We start from the raw sequence: 18,775 nt of genomic DNA, 5'->3' as shown, positions 1-18,775 counted from the left end.
CGCGCCGGCGGACGAGCCCGCCGACGAGTTGCGCCTCGCGCTCGACGCGCTGCGCCGCGCCGCCGGCATCGCGGGCGACGACCTCGCCATGATCGAGGGCCTGCTGAACCTGCGCGAGCTCGAAGTCTCCGACATCATGGTCCATCGCACCAAGATGGCGACGCTCGACGCCGGCCAGCCGCCCGCCGACATCGTGCGCGAGGTGCTGGCTTCCCCGCACACCCGCCTGCCGCTGTGGCGCGACACGCCGGACAACATTGTCGGCGTGCTGCACGCCAAGGACCTGCTGCGCGAGCTTCAGGCGCTCGGCAACGAGATCGACCGGCTCGACGTCGGCACCATCGCCCGGCCGCCCTGGTTCGTGCCCGACGTCACCCTGCTCACCGACCAGCTCAAGGCCTTCCGCCGCCGCAAGCAGCATTTCGCCCTCGTCGTCGACGAGTATGGCGAGGTGATGGGCCTCGTGACGCTGGAGGACATCCTCGAGGAGATCGTCGGCGACATCTCCGACGAGCACGACAAGGCCTTCACCGGCGCCCGCCGGCATCCGGACGGCTCGGTCAGCGTCGAGGGCTCGGTGCCGATCCGCGACCTCAACCGCGCCATGGGCTGGGGCCTGCCGGACGAGGAGGCGACCACCGTTGCCGGCCTCGTCATCCACGAGGCGCGCATCATCCCCGAGCCGGGACAGGCCTTCATCTTCCACGGCTTCCGCTTTCAGGTGATGCGCAAGCAGCGCAACCGCGTCACCCTGCTGCGCGTCGTGCCGCTGCGCGCGACCCGCCCCCGGCAGACGCCGGAGGCGCGCTAGACGTTCGGCCCGCGCGGCGAAGCCTGCCGGCCGATGGCACCTAGCCGAGCGGGTTGAGGTCGTCGACGAAGGCCAGCAGGTGCGCCACCGTGGTGATCGGCTCGCCGGCCGGCGTGCGCAGCGGCGAGCCCGTGACCGGTGAGAACACCTCCAGCGTGCCCGCCTTGTGCGGGTTGGCGAGCGCGGCGGGCGCCACGTCGGCGTTGAAGATCGAGGTCACCGAGGCGCGGATGAAGCCGACGAAGGTCTCCACCACGATGCGGCTGCCCACCGGCCCCAGATGTTCGCCGCCGGCCAGCTCGGCCTCGCGCAAAATGTAGTACCAGAGCGGCGTCTTCACATCGAACTCGTGCTCGCGCAGCGCCTTGTTGTCGCCGAGCAGCACCGGGTCGCCGGCCGGCGGCACGGCCTTGAGGACCTGCGCCGGCGTGAGCGGCGCGTCGCCCGCCAGGCCGCCGGCCTGGTCCATCAGCGCGGCGACGTCCTGGCCGGCCGGCAATCCGCGCCGCGATCCGCGGATCAGGTTGCGCACGGCGAGATTGCCGCCGCCTCCCTGCAGCCGGCCCAATTCGCCGGCGATGCGGGTGTCGATGCTGTTCGCCACCGCGAAGCGCGGCGCCGGCGGATCGGCGATGGCGTCCGAGAAGTCGAAGAAGCGGTGCCAGTCGACGATCCAGTTGCTGGGCAGCGTGACGAAGCCGTTCGCCGGCGCGGCGGCGGTATTGTCGGGTTTGCCCAGCCCGCCGGACGTGTTGGTGAAGTGGAAGAGCTGGCGCAGCGTTGCGGCGCCGAAAGTGGTCTGGCCGTCGCCCGGGCCCTGGAAGAAGCGGTTCCATGCGTAGCCGGCGCGCACCATGGAATGGCCGAGCCGATAGGCGGCGACCGAGAATTCCAGCGGCATGGCCGGGGTCTCGTAGCCGGTGACGCGGAAGAACAGCGGATCGAGCTTCAGCGTGCCGCCGGCCAGCGGCAGCGCCGGCACGCCGAGCACCGCCTCGAAGATGCGCGGATCGACGATGCGGCGCACGAAGTCGTCGAGCACCAGCCACTGGTAGTGGCAGGTGACGAGAATGCGCGCCCTTTTGAAAATCTCTTCCGCGCTGTCGTCCGGCGACAGGGTGCGCAGCGCGGCGACGGTCTTGTTGTGGAACTTGAGAAAGGCGAGGTGGAGCTGTGCGACGACGAGATTCTCGTCGTTGCGGTCGTCGCCGATCAGCGGCTTGCCGGCCTCCGCGCCGAAGGCGACGCGCGGCAGGTCATTGGGGTGCCCGGCGCCCACCGGGTCGCCGGCCGCCGTCTGCCCGAACCCCGGCAGCGGCGTCGTCGTGCCGATGCGGAACAGGGTGGGATCGTCGACATCGTAGAGCACCTCCAGCCGCCCTTCCGGGTGGCCGTAGAGACTGTCGAGATCCAGGCGCGGCGAGCGGACCTGCAGCACGCTGTCGTCGGGCTGCTCGGGCGTGTCCTCCACGCGGCCCTGCGTGCCGTCGCGGGTGATGTCATGGTCGATGAACTGGCCGAAATAGGTGTAGCCGGCCGGAATCTGCGAATTGGCGCGCGGCAGGGGCGGCTCGCCCTCGGCCGGCTCGAAGGTGATGCGCTCGCCCAGCTTGGCCAGAGCGCCGTCCATCGGGCGGAACGCCGGAAGCTGGGGAAACAGCCGCCCGAAGCGAAATCCCGCCTCCGGCGTGCCCAGTTCCTTGCCCTGAACGATCTGTGTCTCGCCTTCAATAGTGAAGGTCGCCTTCACGCCGTGATGTGCCATCGCCCTGCCCCCTTCGGCGGGCGGCGGGCGGCAGCCCGTCCGAGCCCGCTAGCCATGATTGCAGGCACAGAGTAATACCCTTTTAGATTTAGTCTATCTACATTTCTATTTCTGCGTGCATCTCCGTCAGTGGCCGGCCTCGACCTGCGCCATGCTTGCGGCGCGGTGCCGCGATGCGCCGACCGGCTGGAATTTCCGCCCGCCGCGCCCATATTGGCGACATGTCTTCCTGAACCTGCCGTTCCCGTCCTGACGGACGGCTTACTCGCCCGGCGCCTTCGCCTCGATCGCGAGGGCGTGCAGGCCGCGCGCGATCTCGCCCGCGAGCAGCGCATTGACCGCGCGGTGGCGGGCGAGGCGCGACTGGCCGCGGAACGCCTCGGCCTCGATGCGCACGCGCAGATGGGTGAGCTGACCGGGACGGTGCCCGCCATGGCCTTCGTGCCGGTGGCTCTCGTCCTCAAGCTCAAGACGGGAGGGGGACAATTCGCCGAGCGCGGTCCGGATACGGGCCAGCGCGGCGGTCACGGCGTCGGGGGCGTCATCGTTCTCGGCAATGGGGTTTGCGCTCATGCCCGTTGCGGTACGCCGCGGGCGCGGGCCCGTCAATATCGTCGGCCGGGGCGGTGACGCCCACCGGTTTCTTGTATACCTGTGCCCGCATCAGCATAATCGTCCGGTCATGAAGCTCGACTCCCCCATATTCGATCGCATCCGCGTCAAGCCGGACCGTGATCGCCGCGTGAAGGTGGAAGGCCCGTCCTGCGAATGGGCGGGCTGCGCCAACGCCGCGACGCATCGCGCGCCGAAGGGCCGGCAGCATGAGGGCCAGTTCTGGCGCTTCTGCTTCGACCACGTGCGCGAGTACAATCAGTCCTACAACTACTTCTCCGGCATGGGCGACGACGCCGTCGCGGCCTACCAGAGGGACGCGCTGACCGGCCATCGCCCAACCTGGAAGATGGGCTCGCGCGGCGGTTCGGGCCGCGCCTCCGAGCACGCCCGGCGCCATTCGACCGAGGATATGGGCGATCCCTTCGGCATGTTCGGAGAGATGGGCGGGCGCGCGCGCCCCGAGCCGGAGCCCGAGCGCGAGAGCCGGATGATCCGCAACGCGGAGCGCCGCGCCTTCGAATCCCTCGGCGTCGAGGCCTCGGCCACCGCCGAGGAGATCAAGGCCCGCTTCAAGCTTCTGGTGAAGAAATACCACCCGGACGCCAATGGCGGCGACAATTCGACCGAGGACCGCCTGCGCGACGTGATCCAGGCCTATAATCATCTCAAGAGCGCGGGCTTCTGCTAGGCCCGCATCGCAGACAAGCCCGCGGTTCGTCTTCGCGGCAACGGAGGAAGAATGACTGCCCCCACGCAAGCGCCCGCGTTGCCGGACATGAAGGTCTCGGTCCGCCAGGTTTTCGGCATCGACGTCGATCTCGAGGTTCCGGCCTATGCCGAGCCGGACGCCTACGTGCCGGAGGTCGATCCCGACTATCTGTTCGACCGTCCGACCACGCTCGCCATCCTCGCCGGCTTCGCCCATAACCGCCGCGTCATGGTCACCGGCTATCACGGCACGGGCAAGTCGAGCCATATCGAGCAGGTCGCCGCCCGCCTCAACTGGCCCTGCGTGCGCGTCAATCTCGACAGCCACATCAGCCGCATCGACCTGATCGGCAAGGACGCCATCGTGGTGAAGGACGGGCTGCAGGTCACGGAGTTCCGCGACGGCATCCTGCCCTGGGCCTACCAGAACAACGTCGCGCTGGTGTTCGACGAATACGACGCCGGGCGCCCGGACGTGATGTTCGTGATCCAGCGCGTGCTGGAAAGCGCCGGCCGCCTGACCCTGCTCGACCAGAACCGCGTCATCCGCCCGCACGGCGCCTTCCGCCTGTTCGCCACCGCCAACACGATCGGCCTCGGCGACACGACCGGCCTCTATCACGGCACCCAGCAGATCAACCAGGCGCAGATGGACCGCTGGTCGATCGTCACCACGCTGAACTATCTGGCGCACGACAAGGAGGTCGACATCGTCGTCTCCAAGGCCAAGAACCTGCAAACGCCGGAAGGCCGCGACGTCGCCGCCCGCATGGTGCGCCTCGCCGACCTCACCCGTCAGGCCTTCATCAATGGCGACCTGTCGACCGTGATGAGCCCGCGCACGGTGATCACCTGGGCCGAGAACGCCGAGATCTTCAAGGACCTCGCCTTCTCGTTCCGCGTGACCTTCCTCAACAAGTGCGACGAGCTGGAGCGTCCGCTGGTGGCCGAGTTCTACCAGCGCTGCTTCGGCAAGGAACTGACCGAGTCGGCCGTCAACGTCGTCATGTCCTGAGCGACGTCTCCTCTCGCCCCGCCGACCGGCACACACCGGTCCCTGCGGGGCGGGCGATGCCCAACATTCAAGGCTTGCCATGTCCACCACCTCGAACCGCACCACCCGCACGCCGCCCAAGGAAGCCCCGACCGAGCCGCTCAAGCGCGCCGTCACCGGCTGCCTGCGCGCCATCGCGGGCAATCGCGAGATCGACGTGACCTTCGGCTCGGAGAAGCCGGGCTATGCGGATGGCCGTGCCCGCCTGCCCGAGCCGGCGCGCCGCATGTCGAAGCAGGACGCCGCCATCATGCGCGGCCATGCCGATTCCATGGCGCTGCGCATGGCCTGCCACGACCCCAAGGTGCACCAGCGGCTCGTGCCGATGGGCCAGCAGGCGCGCGCCGCCTTCGAGGCGGCCGAGCAGACCCGCTGCGAATCGCTCGGCGCCCTGCGCATGGACGGCGTGGCGCTGAACCTCTCGGCCATGCTGGAGGACCGCTACCAGAAGGCCAATTTCGCCAACCTCGCCGACCGCTCGGACGCACCGATGGAGCATGCGCTCTCGCTGATGCTGCGCGAGCGCATGACCGGCATGGCCCCGCCGGCGGCGGCGCGCGAGATGGTCAATCTGTGGCGCGGCTTCATCGAGGAGCACGGCGCCGCCGCGCTCGACGAACTGGCCGGCTCGGCCGACAACCAGACCCGCTTCGCCGAGGCGATGCGCGACCTGCTGTCCTCACTCGGCATGGGCGAGGACATCGCCCCCTTCGACGAGAACAACGACCCCTCCACCGAGGCGGACGACACCCGCGAGGAGGATTCCGGCAAGAGCGCGGATTCCGAGGAGGACGAGAACGCCGAGGGCCAGACCGAGGTCGACACCGATCTCGCCTCCGACCAGAATCCGGAAGAATCCGAGGAGCAGCAGGACCAGCCGAACTCCGAGCTGTCCGACGACGCGGAGCTGGGCGAATCCGACGATTCGTCCGAGCCCTGGCGGCCGCAGAACGCTACGCCGGCCGAGCCGCGCCCGCCGGAGTACCACCCCTTCACGCCGCGCTTCGACGAGACGGTGAACGCCGATGAGCTGTGCGATCCCGAGGAACTGGCGCGGCTGCGCGCCTATCTCGACAAGCAGCTCGTGCACCTCTCCGGCATCGTCGCGCGCCTCGCCAACCGGCTTCAGCGCAAGCTGATGGCGCAGCAGAACCGGGGCTGGGAGTTCGACCTCGAAGAGGGCCTGCTCGATCCGGCGCGCCTGCACCGCATCATCACCGACCCGATGCAGGCGCTGTCCTTCAAGCGCGAGCGCGACACCGACTTCCGCGACACGGTGGTGACGCTGCTGCTCGACAATTCCGGCTCGATGCGCGGGCGCCCGATCACCGTCGCCGCCGCCTGTGCGGACATTCTGGCACGTACGCTGGAGCGCTGCGGCGTGAAGGTCGAGATCCTCGGCTTCACCACCAAGGCGTGGAAGGGCGGACAGGCGCGGGAAGCCTGGCTCTCCGCCGGCAAGCCGGGCGCGCCCGGCCGGCTGAACGACCTGCGCCACATCATCTACAAGTCCGCCGACGCCCCCTGGCGCCGCGCCCGGCGCAATCTCGGCCTGATGATGCGCGAGGGGCTCCTGAAGGAGAACATCGACGGCGAGGCGCTCGACTGGGCGCATAACCGCCTGCTGGCGCGCAATGAATCGCGCCGCATCCTGATGATGATCTCGGACGGCGCGCCGGTGGACGATTCCACCCTCTCGGTGAACCCGGGCAATTATCTGGAGCGGCACCTGCGCTGGGTGATCCAGCAGATCGAGGACAAGTCCCCGGTCGAGCTGATCGCCATCGGCATCGGCCATGACGTGACGCGCTACTACAAGCGCGCCGTCACCATCGTCGATGCCGAGGAACTCGGCGGGGCAATGACCGACAAGCTCGCCGAGCTGTTCAGCGAGCGCGCCTCGCGCGCGGCGCCGCAGCCCGCACGCCCCGCAGCGCGGGCGCCGCGCACGGGCGCCGTCGCGCTGCCGACCATGAAGGTGCATTGAGAAAAGACGTCATCCCGGCCGAAGGCTGAAAAGGTCGTCATCCCGGCCGAGCCAAGCGGGAGCCGGGATCGTCCTCCAGCCCGCTCCCACCCTTGCCCGCGTTCCCGGATCGGCCTGCGGCCGTCCAGGATGACGGCGGCACATAGCGTTGCCGGCAATCGTCGCGTCTTCGCCCTTGAAACCCGCCGGGCGGCCCCCATATAGGTTTCAACCCAGCCAGAACAGGGCTTCCGGCAAGCTGGCGCTTCGTCAGCGCCTCGCCGGATGGACGACGGTCAGGACGGATGTACTCCGGCCGTCTCATACCCTCCGGCCGCCTGACGAGCGGTCGGCCTCTGGCGGGGACCCCTGAACGGGTCGAAAAGCGCGCCGCATGGCGCGCTTTTTTTTGCGCTTGTCCCGCCGCCGCGCGGGCGGAGGCCGGCGCGGATCACACCCCGAAGGGCGGACGCGGCCGGCTGCCGGCCTCGTCGGCGAACGGGCCCTCGGGGCCGGGATCGTCCGGCAGATGCGGCATCGCCACCACCGGCGCCGCCGCAGGTGCTGCCGGCGCGGGCTTCGCCACCGGAATACTCACCGGCCGCGAAGGCTCGATCTCGACCGGCGTCTCCTTCGCCGGAAGGTCCCGCGCCTCGCTATCGGGGGCAAGGCTCGGCGATGGCTCGTCGGGGGTAAGGTCCACCACCGGCGCCACGGGCTCCGGCCGCGCCTCGATGGCGGCGGCGATGGCCGCCTTCACGCGCTCGGCCTCGTTCTCCAGCATCGGCGTCGTAGCGACGCCCGGCGGCAGCTTCCATTCAAAGGCGTCGAGCTTGCCGGTGACCGGCGACACCGGCCCCCACGCCTCGGCCACTACGCCGTCCGCCACCCAGGCAGGATCGCGCTGGGCGCGCACGGCGCGGGCGGTCCATTCGCGCGCCTTGCCGACATCGCCGCTCTCGCCGGCTTCCAGCTCCGCCATCAGCAGGCAGGCCCGCTGCGTCGGATCGCCGAGAAGCGGCGCCAGCGCGGTGCGGGCGACATCGAACTCCTGCGCGTCGATGGCCGCGCGCGCCAGCACCATGGCGCTCTCTGGGTGCGCCGGCATGCGCGAGGTCAGGGTGCGAATGCGCTTGAGCCGCTCGCGCGAGGAATCGCCCGGCCGCAGGTGCAGATAGGTGTCGGCGAGATCGGGGTGCGGCGTGCTCGCATAGGCGGTCTCCAGGATCTTGGCGGCCTTGCGCGCGTCGCCCGCCGCGCCGAGCAGGCGCCCGGCGATATCGGCGGCCGGCACCAGCGTCGGCGCGAGGCGGGTGGCCTCCAGCGCCCGCTCGCGCGCCGTCGCCGGCTCGGAGAGTTCCAGCGCCTGCGCCTGCGCCGCCAGCAGCACGGCGCGGCGGCGGCGGTGGGTGGCGCGCTCCAGCCCGCCATGGGCCGCCTCGCGTTCCAGCACGGCGAGCGCCCCGGCGAAGTCGCCGGCAAGGCAGCGCGCCTCGATCACCGCATCCGCCGCCCAGGCGAGGCCCGGCTCGTGGCGGGCGGCCTCGTCGGCGGCGAGCAGGGCCGCGGTGGCATCGCCGCGCCTGCGCGCCTCGACATGCAGCCCGCGCAGGCCGAGCAGGCGCGTCGCGGGCGTCTGGGTCATCTCGCGGAAGGCCGCCTCGGCACCGGCGGCGTCGCCGGAAAGCTGGGCCGCTTGCGCGGCGAGAAGCTGGGCCAGCGGCTCGCGGCCGAGGAAGCGTTCGGCATCGTTGGCGGCGCGGCGCGCGCCGATGGCGTCGCCCGAGCCGACCGCGACGAGGCCGCGCGTCACCGCGCTCCAGCCCCGGTTGCGCCGGCGCGCCCGCCAGGAGAAGGCGATGATGTCCGGCGAGCGGACGATGAGGCGCACCAGCGTCCACAGCAGGATGGTTGCCGCCAGCAGCGCCAGCAGCGCGCTCGCCGCGACGAGGATGCTGGTCTCGATCTGCCAGCCCTGCCAGTCGATCACCACCGAGCCGGGCCGGTCGGCGAGCCAGGCGATGCCGAAGGCGACGAGGGAGAGGACGAGGAGATAGACGACGAGGCGGATCACTGGGCACCTCCCGCGAGCGTGGCGAGCACGCGCTGATTGAGGCCGGCAATGGCGTCGAGCGCCGCCTGCCGCGCATCGAGGGCCGCGATCACCGGCTGGACGGCGGCGCGGTCGGCTTCCGGCGCGCCGGCGAGTGCGGTGCGCGCGCCGGCATAGTCGCCACGCGCCAGCGCCGCCTCGGCCTCACTGAGGCGCGGATCGCCCGAGGTGCCGGAGGCGCGGCGGATGACGACGAGATTCTGCGCGCTGTTCCACAGCCGTTCGACGACACCCTCGACGGTCGAGGTACCGGCAGCGGGAGCGGGCGACGCGGCGACAGCGGCCGGGGCGGTCGCGGCCTTGAGGCGCGCGGCGAGCGCCGGGCCGTCGCCGAAGCCGGCATTGGCGACCGGATCGAGCGCCGCCAGCGGGGCGGCTTCCTCGCCAAGCAGCACGCGGGCCGCCTTCAGTTCGGTGGCGAAAGGCCGGCCGGCAGCCACGGCATCGCGCAGCGAGGCGAGCGCGACGAGCTGGGCGGCGCCCTGCCCGCTGGCGCGCTGGCTTTCGGCCATGGCGGCGAGCTTGCCTTCCAGCGCGGCGATGCGCGCCTGCGCCGCCTCGACATCGGCCGGGGACGCCGCCGGGGAGGGGGCGGGAATGGACGCGACGCGCTGTTCCAGCGCGCCGATACGCGCGGCGACGGCGGCAACGTCTTCGGGCGAGGCGGCAGGCGCGGGAGCCGGCGCGGAGGCGGCCTTCTGCTCCAGCGCGTCGAGGCGGCCGGCCAGCGCCGTCACCTCGGCCGCAGGGGCGCCGTCAGAGGCCGGAGCGGCGGGGGCCGGCAGCGTGTCGACCTTGCGGCCGAGCGCGTCGAGCCCGCTTTCCAGCGCATCGAGCCGCACGGCGAGTTCGTCCGGCGCCGTGGGGCCGCTCGCGGCGGCCGTCGCCTCGCCGGCCGGCGACGCCTCGCCCCGCGCCTCCAGCGTCTCGACGCGCTGGCGCAGATCCACCGCGCGCGCCTCCAGCTCGGTGATGGCGTCGATATTGTCCTCGGCGCTGTAGAAGGTGGAGACCACGGCGAGCGCCACCGCCCCGCCCAGCACGCCGGAGACCAGCGCCGCGACGATGACGCCGAACACGCCGAGCTGGCGCGCCGGGCGCTTCGCCGGCGGCACCGGCGGCTCGCCGGTCGGCTCGGTGGCGGGGGCGGCGGCATCGGGCGGGGTCTCGTCCACCAGCGGCGGCGTGTCGGACGCGGTGGCGGCGGTCGCCGCGTCGTCGGGCACCGGCGTGACAGGGGGCGGCACATCGGAAACGCCATCCGGCGCCGGCGCGGCATCCGTCTTGGCATCCTCGGGCGGGGTTACGTCGCGCGCGGAAAGATCAAGCGTCGGCGGCTTCCGGCGGGGCGCCTTCGCGCCCGCTTCCGGCTTGTCCTCAGCGCCCTTGTTCGAATCGTCGTTCGCCACGTCCCTACCTCTACCTCGATAAAGCGCCGGACCGGCCCCGGTTCCGGGATAGACCGCCTGTCCCCGCGCCGCAACCTCGGGAGGCTGGGATGGTTTACCGGGCGATGAGGGCGAACAGCGCCTCCTCGGTCGGTGCCGCCGCAACTTCCGTCCGCCATCCCTCGGCCGCCAGCGGCGCGGCGACATTGGCCGAGAAGCACAGATGGCGGATGTGGCGGAAATGCGCCGAGGCCCCGGCTGCGCTGGCCCGCGCCGCCAGCGTGGCGGCGGTGCGCGGGGAAAAATGGAAAGCCGCGTCGATGGCGCCGGCCGCCGCCGCCGCCAGCGTCGCCGCCGCCAGCGCCCGCGCCGGCACGGTGCGGTAGATCACGAAAAGTTCGGTGTGGATGCCATCGCCCGCCAGTGCCGCACCGAGATCGACCGCCCGCTCCTCGCCCGCGACATGCAGCAGACGCGCGCCACGCGGGAGCGTCGCGCGCAGCAGCCCGACCAGTGCCGCGCCGTTTCCGCCAGCGATATGCATCGGGCCGGAGTGATCCGCCGCCGCCGCCGTGCGATGGCCGACGGTGTAAAGCGGCAGCGCGCCGATGGCCTCGAATTCGGATCGGCGGCCGAGCAGCCGCGCCCCGTTCACGCTGGTCAGCACCACCGCGTCGAAGCGCCCGTCCGGCAGGCGCGCGTCCGCGATCGCCTCGACCGCCAGCATCGGATCGACGATCGACTGATGGCCGGCAGCCGCCAGCCGCGCGGCGGTCGCCTGCGCGTCCGGCTGCGGGCGTGTCACCAGCACGCGCATCTCAGTGCGGCAGCAATTCGGGCGGCACCATCGCCCGCATCTCCCGGCCCGAGGTCACGCCCAGCTCCAGCGCGCGGTTTCTCGGCCCGAAACGCACGATCTCGTAATAGCGCGTGCCGTCGGCAGACAGCACGACGCCGCGGAAGCGGATCTCGTCCCCGGTCACTTCCGCCAGTCCGCCGATGGGCGTGCGGCAGGAGCCGTCAAGCTCGCCGAGATAGGCGCGCTCGACGCGGAGCGCGAGGCCGGTCGCCGGGCACACGACAGGCACGACGAGCGAATCCACCGCGAGGTCGCCGAACCGCGTCTCGATGGCGACCGCCCCCTGCCCGACGGCGGGCAGGAAATCGGCGACGTCGAGCAGCGCGCTGATCCGCTCGGTGAGACCGAGACGGGCAAGTCCGGCCAGCGCCAGCAGCGTGGCGTCGAACTCGCCGCTCTCCACCTTGGCGAGCCGCGTGTGCACATTGCCGCGCAGCAGCGACACTTGAAGGTCCGGCCGCAGCCGGCGCAGCTGCGCCTCGCGGCGCAGCGAGGCGGTGCCGACCTTGGCGCCCGGCTTCAGGTCCGCGAGCGAGGCGCCCTCGCGCAGGATGAGCGCGTCGCGCACATCCGCGCGGGGGAGATAGCCGACGAGGTGCAGCCCGTCCGGCAGGCGCGTCGCCATATCCTTGGCCGAATGCACCGCGAGGTCGATGCGCCGCTCCAGCAGCGCCTCCTCCAGCTCCTTGGTGAAAAGCCCCTTGCCGCCCGCTTCCGACAGCGCGCGGTCGGTAATGGCGTCGCCGGTGGTGCGGATCACCTCGATCTCCACCGCCTCGGCCGGCCAGCCATGCGCCTTCAGGAGGGCGTCGCGCACCGCATGCGCCTGCCAGAGCGCCAGCGGGCTGCCGCGCGTGCCGAGCCGGAGTCGGGGAAGCGATTGCGTCATGCGGTCCTGCGGTGCTAGCGGTTCGATGCCGGTTCAGATCACTGTCCAACCATATAAAGTCAATGAGCGATCTTCTCCTCCTCGGGATCGAGACCACCTGCGACGAGACCGCCGCCGCCATCGTGCGCCGGCGCGGCGACGGCTCGGGCACCATCCTGTCCAACGTCGTGCGCTCGCAGACCGAGGCGCATGCCGAATATGGCGGCGTGGTGCCCGAGATCGCCTCCCGCGCCCATGTGGAGATCCTCGACCATCTGATCGCGCTGGCGCTGCGCTCGGCCGGCATCACGCTGGCGCAGGTCGACGGCATCGCCGCCGCCGCCGGGCCGGGGCTGATCGGCGGCGTCATCGTCGGGCTCACCACGGCCAAGGCGCTGGCGCTGGCGGCGAACAAGCCGCTGATCGCGGTCAACCATCTGGAAGCGCACGCGCTCACCGCGCGGCTCACCGACAAGGTGCCCTTCCCCTTCCTGCTGCTGCTGGTCTCGGGCGGGCACACCCAGCTCGTGGCCGTCACCGGCATCGGCGAGTACACCAAGCTCGGCGGCACCATCGACGACGCCATCGGCGAGGCCTTCGACAAGACGGCGAAGATGCTCGGCCTGCCCTATCCCGGCGGCCCGGAGGTGGAGCGCGCGGCGCTGAAGGGCGATGCCTCGCGCTTCGCCCTGCCTCGCCCGCTGCACGGCAAGCCGGTGCCGGATTTCTCGCTCTCCGGCCTGAAGACCGCCGTGCGGCAGGAAGCGCTGAAGATCGCCCCGCTGTCGGACGAGGACGTGAACGATCTGTGCGCCTCCTTCCAGGCCGCCATCGTCGACATCCTCGCCGACCGGACGCGCTGCGCGCTGCGGCTGATGCTGCAGAAGGGCCTCAAGCCGAACGCGCTGGTGCTCGCCGGCGGCGTCGGCGCCAACCAGGCGGTGCGCCGGGTGCTGCACAAGGTGGCGGCCGATGCCGGCACGCGCCTCGCCGTGCCGCCGCCGGAACTGTGCACCGACAATGGCGCGATGATCGCCTGGGCCGGTGCCGAGCGGCTGGCGCGCGGGCTGACCGACGATCTCGGCACGGCGCCGCGCGCGCGGTGGCCGCTCGGCGAAGTCGAGGGCGCCAATTCCTCCGCGCCGGGCGCCCCGCTGCCGGGCGCGGCCGGCTGATGCCCGCAGGTTTCGCTTCTATCGGCGTGGTCGGCGCCGGCGCCTGGGGCACCGCGCTCGCCAATGCGAGCGCCCGCGCGGGGCGGGAGGTGGTGCTCTGGGGCCGCGACGCCGAGGCCATCGCGGCGATGGCGCGCTCGCGCGAAAACCGCCTGCATTTGCCCGGCGTCGAGCTCGCGCCCGCGGTGACGCCGACGGCGCGCCTCGCCGACCTCGCCGGCGTTGACGCCGTGCTCATGGTGGTGCCCGCGCAGGCGAGCCGCGCGGTGGCGGGCGAACTCGCCCCGCACCTCTCCGCCGGCATCCCGCTCGTCACCTGCGCCAAGGGCATCGAGCGCGGCACCTCGCTGTTCATGACGCAGGTGCTGGCCGAGGCGTGCCCCGAGGCGACGCCCGCCATCCTCTCCGGCCCCAGCTTCGCGGCGGATGTCGCCGCCGGCCTGCCGACCGCCGTCACCCTCGCCGCGCGCGACCTCGATCTCGCCGAGGGGCTGGCGGCGGCGCTCGGCTCGGGCTCGTTCCGGCTCTACCATTCCGACGACGTGCGCGGCGTCGAGATCGGCGGCGCGGCCAAGAACGTGCTCGCCATCGCCGCCGGCATCGTCGGCGGGCGCGGGCTCGGCGCGAGCGCGGGAGCGGCGCTGATCGCGCGGGGCTTCGCCGAGCTGATGCGCTTCGGCAAGGCCTATGGCGCCCGCGCCGAGACGCTCACCGGCCTTTCCGGCCTCGGCGACCTCATCCTCACCTGCTCGACGGCGCAGTCGCGCAACTACGCGCTCGGGCTCGATCTCGGCCGCGCCGGCGGGCTGCACCCCAGCGGAAGGCTGGCCGAGGGGGCGCTGACGGCGAGCGCTCTCGTCGCGATGGCCGACGCGCGCGGTGTCGACATGCCCATCGCCCGCGCGGTCGAGGCGGTGCTGGCCGGGCGCAGCGATATCGAACAGGCGATCGGGTCGCTGCTGGCCCGTCCCCAGAAAGCGGAAGCGTGAGATGGCCCACTGGCTCTACAAGTCCGAACCGTTCAAATGGTCGTGGGAGATGCAGCTCGCCGCCGGCGCCAAGGGCACCCATTGGGACGGCGTGCGCAACCACCTCGCCAAGCAGCAGCTTCTCGCCATGAAGACCGGCGAGCACGGCTTCTTCTATCATTCCAACGAGGGCAAGGAGATCGTCGGCATCGTCGAGGTGATCCGCGAGGCCTATCCAGACCCGTCCGACCCCTCGGGCAAGTTCGTCATGGTCGACCTCAAGGCGGTCGCCACGCTGAAGAACCCGGTGACGCTGGCCGCCGTGAAAGCGGAGCCGCGCCTCGCCGAGATGGCGCTACTGAAATATTCCCGCCTCTCCGTGCAACCCGTCACCGACGCGGAATGGGAGATCGTGCTCGACATGGCCGGCGGCACGCGGTGACGCGGCGGCCCCTCGCTGATCCCGCCGCCTTCATCCGCGCCGAGACGCATCTTCTGGCACCGCCGCTGGTTCCCGAGATTCGCCTCCACCTCGCCGCCGAATCGCTGCCGATCTGGCAGCGCACCGAGGAGGAGCTGGGCGAGATCGGCCTGCCGCCGCCCTTCTGGGCCTTCGCCTGGGCCGGCGGGCAGGCGCTGGCGCGCTATGTTCTGGACCACCCCGAGACGGTGCGCGGGCGGCGCGTGCTGGATTTCGCCGCCGGCTCCGGCCTTGTCGGCATCGCCGCCATGAAGGCCGGTGCGGCGGCGGTCGCCTGCGCCGACATCGACCCCTTCGCCCATGCGGCCATCGCCCTTAACGCATGGGAGAACGGCGCGCCGGTCGAGGTGCTCGCGGCCGACGTCGTCGGTACGGACTTCGGCTGGGAGGTGATCCTCGCCGGCGACATCGCCTATGAGCACGACCTCGCCGCCCGCGTCTTCGGCTGGCTGGAGGCGCTTTCGGCCCGCGGCGCCGCTGTATGGATCGGCGATCCCGGCCGCTCCTACCTGCCGCGTGAGAGGCTCGAAAAAATCGCCGAATACGGCGTGCCGGTCTCGCGCGAGCTGGAGGACGCCGAGATCAAGCGCACCAGCGTCTGGCGTCCACGCTGCTAAGGGGCACGAGGCTCGCGATACCGCCGCCGGACGCCGGCTCCCGTCCGCGCAACTACATACCGACCAAAGTCCAGCGCCCCTCCGGCTTGTCCAGTCGGAACCCGCTCCCCATAATCCGGGGCAGCAAGAGAGGCGCGTCAGCGCCTGCCCAAAGGGGAAGAAACGCCATGTCCGACAAGATTTACGACGTGCCCGGCGACTGGGCCAAGCGCGCTTTCCTCGACGAGCGCGGCTACCGCGCCAAGTACGAGGCGTCGGTGCGCGACCCCGAGGGCTTCTGGGCCGACGAGGGCAAGCGGATCGAGTGGTTCGAGCCCTACACCATCGTCAAGAACACCTCTTACGCCCCCGGCAATGTCTCGATCAAATGGTTCGAGGACGGCGTGACCAACGTCGCGTGGAACTGCATCGACCGGCACCTGCCGACGCGCGGAGACCAGGTGGCGATCATCTGGGAAGGCGACAACCCGGAGGAGAGCCGCAAGATCACCTATCGCGAGCTGCACGACGAAGTGTGCCGCTTCGCCAACGTGCTGCGCAACCGCAACGTCGAGAAAGGCGACCGCGTCACCATCTACATGCCGATGATCCCGGAGGCGGCCTATGCCATGCTCGCCTGCGCGCGCCTCGGTGCCGTGCATTCCGTGGTGTTCGGCGGCTTCTCGCCCGACAGCCTCGCCGGGCGCATCCGCGACTGCGGCTCCAAGGTCGTCATCACCGCCGACGAAGGCCTGCGCGGCGGGCGCAAGGTGCCGCTGAAGGCCAATGTCGACGCCGCCATCGCCAAGGCCGCCGACGTCGAGGTCGACCATGTGATCGTGGTACGCCGCACCGGCGGCACGGTGAACATGGAGCCCGGCCGCGACGTCTGGTACCACGAGGCCGCCGACCTCGTGACCAGCGAGTGCCCGGCCATACCCGTGGGCGCCGAGGACCCGCTGTTCATCCTCTACACCTCGGGCTCGACCGGCCTGCCCAAGGGCGTGCTGCACACCACGGGCGGCTATCTCGTCTACGCCTCGATGACCCACCAGTACGTGTTCGACTACCACGACGGCGACGTCTACTGGTGCACCGCCGATATCGGCTGGGTGACCGGGCACAGCTACATCGTCTACGGCCCGCTCGCCAACGGCGCCACCACGCTGATGTTCGAGGGCGTGCCCAACTACCCCAGCAACTCCCGCTTCTGGGAGGTGATCGACAAGCATCAGGTGAACATCTTCTACACCGCGCCCACCGCCATCCGCGCGCTGATGCAGGGCGGCGACGCGCCGGTGAAGAAGACCTCGCGCGCGTCCCTGCGCCTGCTCGGCTCGGTCGGCGAGCCGATCAACCCGGAGGCCTGGGAGTGGTATCACCGCGTGGTCGGCGACGAGCGCTGCCCCATCGTCGACACCTGGTGGCAGACCGAGACCGGCGGCATCCTCATCACCCCGCTGCCCGGCGCCACCCGGCTCAAGCCCGGTTCGGCGACGACGCCCTTCTTCGGCGTCATCCCGCAGGTGGTGGACGCCGAGGGCAACGTCCTGGAAGGCGCCTGCGAGGGCAATCTCGTGATCGCCGACAGCTGGCCCGGCCAGATGCGCACGGTCTATGGCGACCATGAGCGCTTCATGCAGACCTATTTCGCCACCTATCCCGGCAAGTACTTCACCGGCGACGGCTGCCGGCGCGACGCGGACGGCTATTACTGGATCACCGGCCGCGTCGACGACGTGATCAACGTCTCCGGCCACCGCATGGGCACCGCCGAGGTGGAGAGCGCCCTCGTCGCCCATCCCAAGGTCTCCGAAGCCGCCGTAGTGGGCTATCCCCACGACATCAAGGGCCAGGGCATCTACGCCTATGTCACGCTCATGTCGGGCATCGAGCCGAGCGAGGAGCTGCGCAAGGAGCTCGTCGTCTGGGTGCGGCAGGAGATCGGCCCCATCGCCTCGCCGGACCTCATCCAGTTCGCCCCCGGCCTGCCCAAGACGCGCTCGGGCAAGATCATGCGCCGCATCCTGCGCAAGATCGCCGAGGACGAGTTCGGCAATCTCGGCGACACCTCGACGCTGGCCGACCCGACCGTGGTCGAGGACCTGATCTCGCACCGCCAGAACAAGAAGCACGCGGCGGCCTGAGCCACCGACACATCATCGGCCCGCGGGAACGGGCGGCTTGACCGTCCCTTCCCGTGGCATGACCATACTCCGCCGCCCCATCCTTCACGACGCCACAACGATAATCGGGGCGCATGGGAGGATCGCATGCGGATAAAGACCTGGGCGGCCATGGCCGCCCTTTTCCTCGTCTCGGCCGCGCCCGCCGGGGCGGACGGAACGGGCGACCCCGCCGTCGCCAGCGTGTCTGACGGCGAGTACGCCGACAAGGATGGCAACCCCACCTTCAAGATCGAGCCGGACGGCACGGTCGACTGGTACACCTCGGTCGGTTACATCCGCTACACCGCCAACTGCATGCAGTGCCACGGCCCGGACGGGCTGGGCTCCAGCTTCGGCCCCTCGCTGGTCGATGCGCTGCAGACGCTGAGCTACAGCCAGTTCCTCGACACCGTCACCAACGGCAAGAAGAACGTGAGCGCCAGCCAGGACCTCGTGATGCCGGCGCTCGGCAGCAATCCCAACGTGATGTGCTACATCGACGCCATCTTCGTCTATCTGCGCGCCCGCTCGGACGGCGCGCTCGGCCGCGGCCAGCCGCAGAAGAACGAGCCGAAACCGGCCGGCTACAGCAAGACCGAAGATGCCTGCATGGGGTGAGGGTTCGGCGTCGCCCCCCCCCGATCATCGCTGCTTGGACCACGCGGGTCGCTGAATCGCGTCATCTGGGTCATCGCCCGGGCGCGACGACAGACACTTTTTTGACATAATCTCAATTTACTCAAATTACTCATCCAAAGAGATGATTGAGCAATGGCACGATATGAGAGCATTAAAATTGATATCGACGTCTACAAAGCGATAGTCGCTGCAAAACTATCTTTTTCTGAAACACCAAACGATATATTGCGAAGGTTATTGAACATTGATAGCGACGATTTAAAATTGAAAAATAATACAAAATCTCTAAGGCCATGGAAAAATAATGAAATTTCGCTTCCGCATGGCACCATATTCAAGACGATATATAACAATAAAGAATATGAAGGATCAATCATAGATGGGGAATGGAGTTTAAACGGCTCGAAATTTTCTTCTCCATCAGCCGCAATAAGTGCCATAGCGAAGACGAAGAGCGGAAAGGCAACCAATCTAAATGGTTGGAAATATTGGAAAATACTGACGCCCGGCTCGTCTGAATGGAAAGATCTGGACGCTTTGCGCAGCCGAACGGTGACGCTTGAAGATTTGGATTAGCGATCCCCACCCTTTTTATACGGCG

The 18,775-nt window shown here is 70.0% G+C and carries 16 protein-coding genes and 1 pseudogene; 11 read left to right on the top strand and 6 right to left on the bottom strand.

Annotated elements, in window-relative coordinates:
* Positions 1-16: 16 nt before the first annotated feature.
* A pseudogene (locus MWN33_RS09450) lies at positions 17-811 on the top strand (transporter associated domain-containing protein); the annotation flags it as partial.
* Between the two features lie 40 nt (positions 812-851).
* On the opposite strand, the gene MWN33_RS09445 reads toward MWN33_RS09450, so the two are convergent.
* Positions 852-2,576: a peroxidase family protein gene (locus tag MWN33_RS09445; protein WP_247200231.1), complete on the bottom strand. Its 1,725-nt coding sequence runs from the start codon at positions 2,574-2,576 to the stop codon at positions 852-854.
* A gap of 261 nt (positions 2,577-2,837) precedes the next feature.
* Positions 2,838-3,149 (bottom strand): BolA family protein, encoded by a 312-nt coding sequence (locus MWN33_RS09440; protein WP_247200230.1) that lies wholly within the window; start codon positions 3,147-3,149, stop codon positions 2,838-2,840.
* A gap of 109 nt (positions 3,150-3,258) precedes the next feature.
* On the opposite strand from MWN33_RS09440, the gene MWN33_RS09435 reads away from it, so the two are divergent.
* The 3 genes from MWN33_RS09435 (at position 3,259) to cobT (ending at position 6,940) form a co-directional block, all read left to right on the top strand.
* Positions 3,259-3,879, top strand: coding sequence for a J domain-containing protein (locus MWN33_RS09435; protein WP_247200229.1), 621 nt, complete (start codon positions 3,259-3,261; stop codon positions 3,877-3,879).
* 51 nt (positions 3,880-3,930) lie between these two features.
* Positions 3,931-4,914, top strand: coding sequence for a cobaltochelatase subunit CobS (gene cobS, locus MWN33_RS09430; protein WP_247200228.1), 984 nt, complete (start codon positions 3,931-3,933; stop codon positions 4,912-4,914).
* A gap of 79 nt (positions 4,915-4,993) precedes the next feature.
* Positions 4,994-6,940: a cobaltochelatase subunit CobT gene (cobT, locus tag MWN33_RS09425; RefSeq protein ID WP_247200227.1), complete on the top strand. Its 1,947-nt coding sequence runs from the start codon at positions 4,994-4,996 to the stop codon at positions 6,938-6,940.
* Between the two features lie 430 nt (positions 6,941-7,370).
* Here the strand turns inward: cobT and MWN33_RS09420 are convergent, their stop codons facing one another.
* From MWN33_RS09420 to hemC, 4 genes are all read right to left on the bottom strand, one after another.
* A complete protein-coding gene (locus MWN33_RS09420; RefSeq protein WP_247200226.1) occupies positions 7,371-8,993 on the bottom strand; it encodes a heme biosynthesis protein HemY in 1,623 nt (540 codons plus the stop codon).
* Positions 8,990-10,441, bottom strand: coding sequence for a COG4223 family protein (locus MWN33_RS09415; RefSeq protein ID WP_247200225.1), 1,452 nt, complete (start codon positions 10,439-10,441; stop codon positions 8,990-8,992). Before MWN33_RS09415 ends, MWN33_RS09420 begins: the two co-directional genes overlap by 4 nt.
* Positions 10,442-10,535: 94 nt before the next feature.
* Positions 10,536-11,237, bottom strand: coding sequence for a uroporphyrinogen-III synthase (locus tag MWN33_RS09410; RefSeq protein WP_247200224.1), 702 nt, complete (start codon positions 11,235-11,237; stop codon positions 10,536-10,538).
* Between the two features lies 1 nt (position 11,238).
* Complete coding sequence (gene hemC / locus MWN33_RS09405) at positions 11,239-12,168, bottom strand: hydroxymethylbilane synthase (protein WP_247200223.1); 930 nt, start codon at positions 12,166-12,168, stop codon at positions 11,239-11,241.
* A gap of 62 nt (positions 12,169-12,230) precedes the next feature.
* Between hemC and tsaD the strand changes: the two genes are divergently transcribed.
* The 7 genes from tsaD (at position 12,231) to MWN33_RS09370 (ending at position 18,750) form a co-directional block, all read left to right on the top strand.
* Complete coding sequence (gene tsaD / locus MWN33_RS09400; protein ID WP_247200222.1) at positions 12,231-13,322, top strand: tRNA (adenosine(37)-N6)-threonylcarbamoyltransferase complex transferase subunit TsaD; 1,092 nt, start codon at positions 12,231-12,233, stop codon at positions 13,320-13,322.
* Positions 13,322-14,311 (top strand): NAD(P)H-dependent glycerol-3-phosphate dehydrogenase, encoded by a 990-nt coding sequence (locus MWN33_RS09395; protein ID WP_247200221.1) that lies wholly within the window; start codon positions 13,322-13,324, stop codon positions 14,309-14,311. The genes tsaD and MWN33_RS09395 overlap by 1 nt, the downstream gene beginning before the upstream one ends.
* Before the next feature lies 1 nt (position 14,312).
* Complete coding sequence (locus MWN33_RS09390) at positions 14,313-14,732, top strand: EVE domain-containing protein (protein WP_247200220.1); 420 nt, start codon at positions 14,313-14,315, stop codon at positions 14,730-14,732.
* Entirely contained in the window at positions 14,729-15,388 is a 660-nt protein-coding gene (locus MWN33_RS09385) for a class I SAM-dependent methyltransferase (protein WP_425531983.1), read from the top strand. The genes MWN33_RS09390 and MWN33_RS09385 overlap by 4 nt, the downstream gene beginning before the upstream one ends.
* A 167-nt stretch (positions 15,389-15,555) precedes the next feature.
* On the top strand, positions 15,556-17,514 hold the full coding sequence (gene acs / locus MWN33_RS09380) for an acetate--CoA ligase (protein ID WP_247200218.1): 1,959 nt from the start codon (positions 15,556-15,558) through the stop codon (positions 17,512-17,514).
* A gap of 126 nt (positions 17,515-17,640) precedes the next feature.
* Positions 17,641-18,153 carry a c-type cytochrome, methanol metabolism-related gene (locus tag MWN33_RS09375; protein WP_247200217.1) on the top strand — a complete coding sequence of 171 codons (513 nt, stop codon included), beginning with the start codon at positions 17,641-17,643 and terminating at the stop codon, positions 18,151-18,153.
* 153 nt (positions 18,154-18,306) lie between these two features.
* Positions 18,307-18,750, top strand: coding sequence for a hypothetical protein (locus MWN33_RS09370; protein WP_247200216.1), 444 nt, complete (start codon positions 18,307-18,309; stop codon positions 18,748-18,750).
* The last annotated feature ends 25 nt before the right edge of the window (positions 18,751-18,775 follow it).

It is taken from the genome of Ancylobacter koreensis, assembly GCF_023016525.1.
In the GTDB taxonomy this organism is placed as follows: domain Bacteria; phylum Pseudomonadota; class Alphaproteobacteria; order Rhizobiales; family Xanthobacteraceae; genus Ancylobacter; species Ancylobacter koreensis.
This window is presented reverse-complemented; position numbering and strand designations above follow the sequence as displayed.

Coding starts and splice junctions, on each gene's coding strand:
- MWN33_RS09445 (WP_247200231.1), bottom strand. CDS start 2,576: ATGGCACATCACGGCGTGAAGGCGACCTTCACTATTGAAGGCGAGACA.
- MWN33_RS09440 (WP_247200230.1), bottom strand. CDS start 3,149: ATGAGCGCAAACCCCATTGCCGAGAACGATGACGCCCCCGACGCCGTG.
- MWN33_RS09435 (WP_247200229.1), top strand. CDS start 3,259: ATGAAGCTCGACTCCCCCATATTCGATCGCATCCGCGTCAAGCCGGAC.
- cobS (WP_247200228.1), top strand. CDS start 3,931: ATGACTGCCCCCACGCAAGCGCCCGCGTTGCCGGACATGAAGGTCTCG.
- cobT (WP_247200227.1), top strand. CDS start 4,994: ATGTCCACCACCTCGAACCGCACCACCCGCACGCCGCCCAAGGAAGCC.
- MWN33_RS09410 (WP_247200224.1), bottom strand. CDS start 11,237: ATGCGCGTGCTGGTGACACGCCCGCAGCCGGACGCGCAGGCGACCGCC.
- hemC (WP_247200223.1), bottom strand. CDS start 12,168: ATGACGCAATCGCTTCCCCGACTCCGGCTCGGCACGCGCGGCAGCCCG.
- tsaD (WP_247200222.1), top strand. CDS start 12,231: ATGAGCGATCTTCTCCTCCTCGGGATCGAGACCACCTGCGACGAGACC.
- MWN33_RS09395 (WP_247200221.1), top strand. CDS start 13,322: ATGCCCGCAGGTTTCGCTTCTATCGGCGTGGTCGGCGCCGGCGCCTGG.
- MWN33_RS09390 (WP_247200220.1), top strand. CDS start 14,313: ATGGCCCACTGGCTCTACAAGTCCGAACCGTTCAAATGGTCGTGGGAG.
- acs (WP_247200218.1), top strand. CDS start 15,556: ATGTCCGACAAGATTTACGACGTGCCCGGCGACTGGGCCAAGCGCGCT.
- MWN33_RS09375 (WP_247200217.1), top strand. CDS start 17,641: ATGCGGATAAAGACCTGGGCGGCCATGGCCGCCCTTTTCCTCGTCTCG.
- MWN33_RS09370 (WP_247200216.1), top strand. CDS start 18,307: ATGGCACGATATGAGAGCATTAAAATTGATATCGACGTCTACAAAGCG.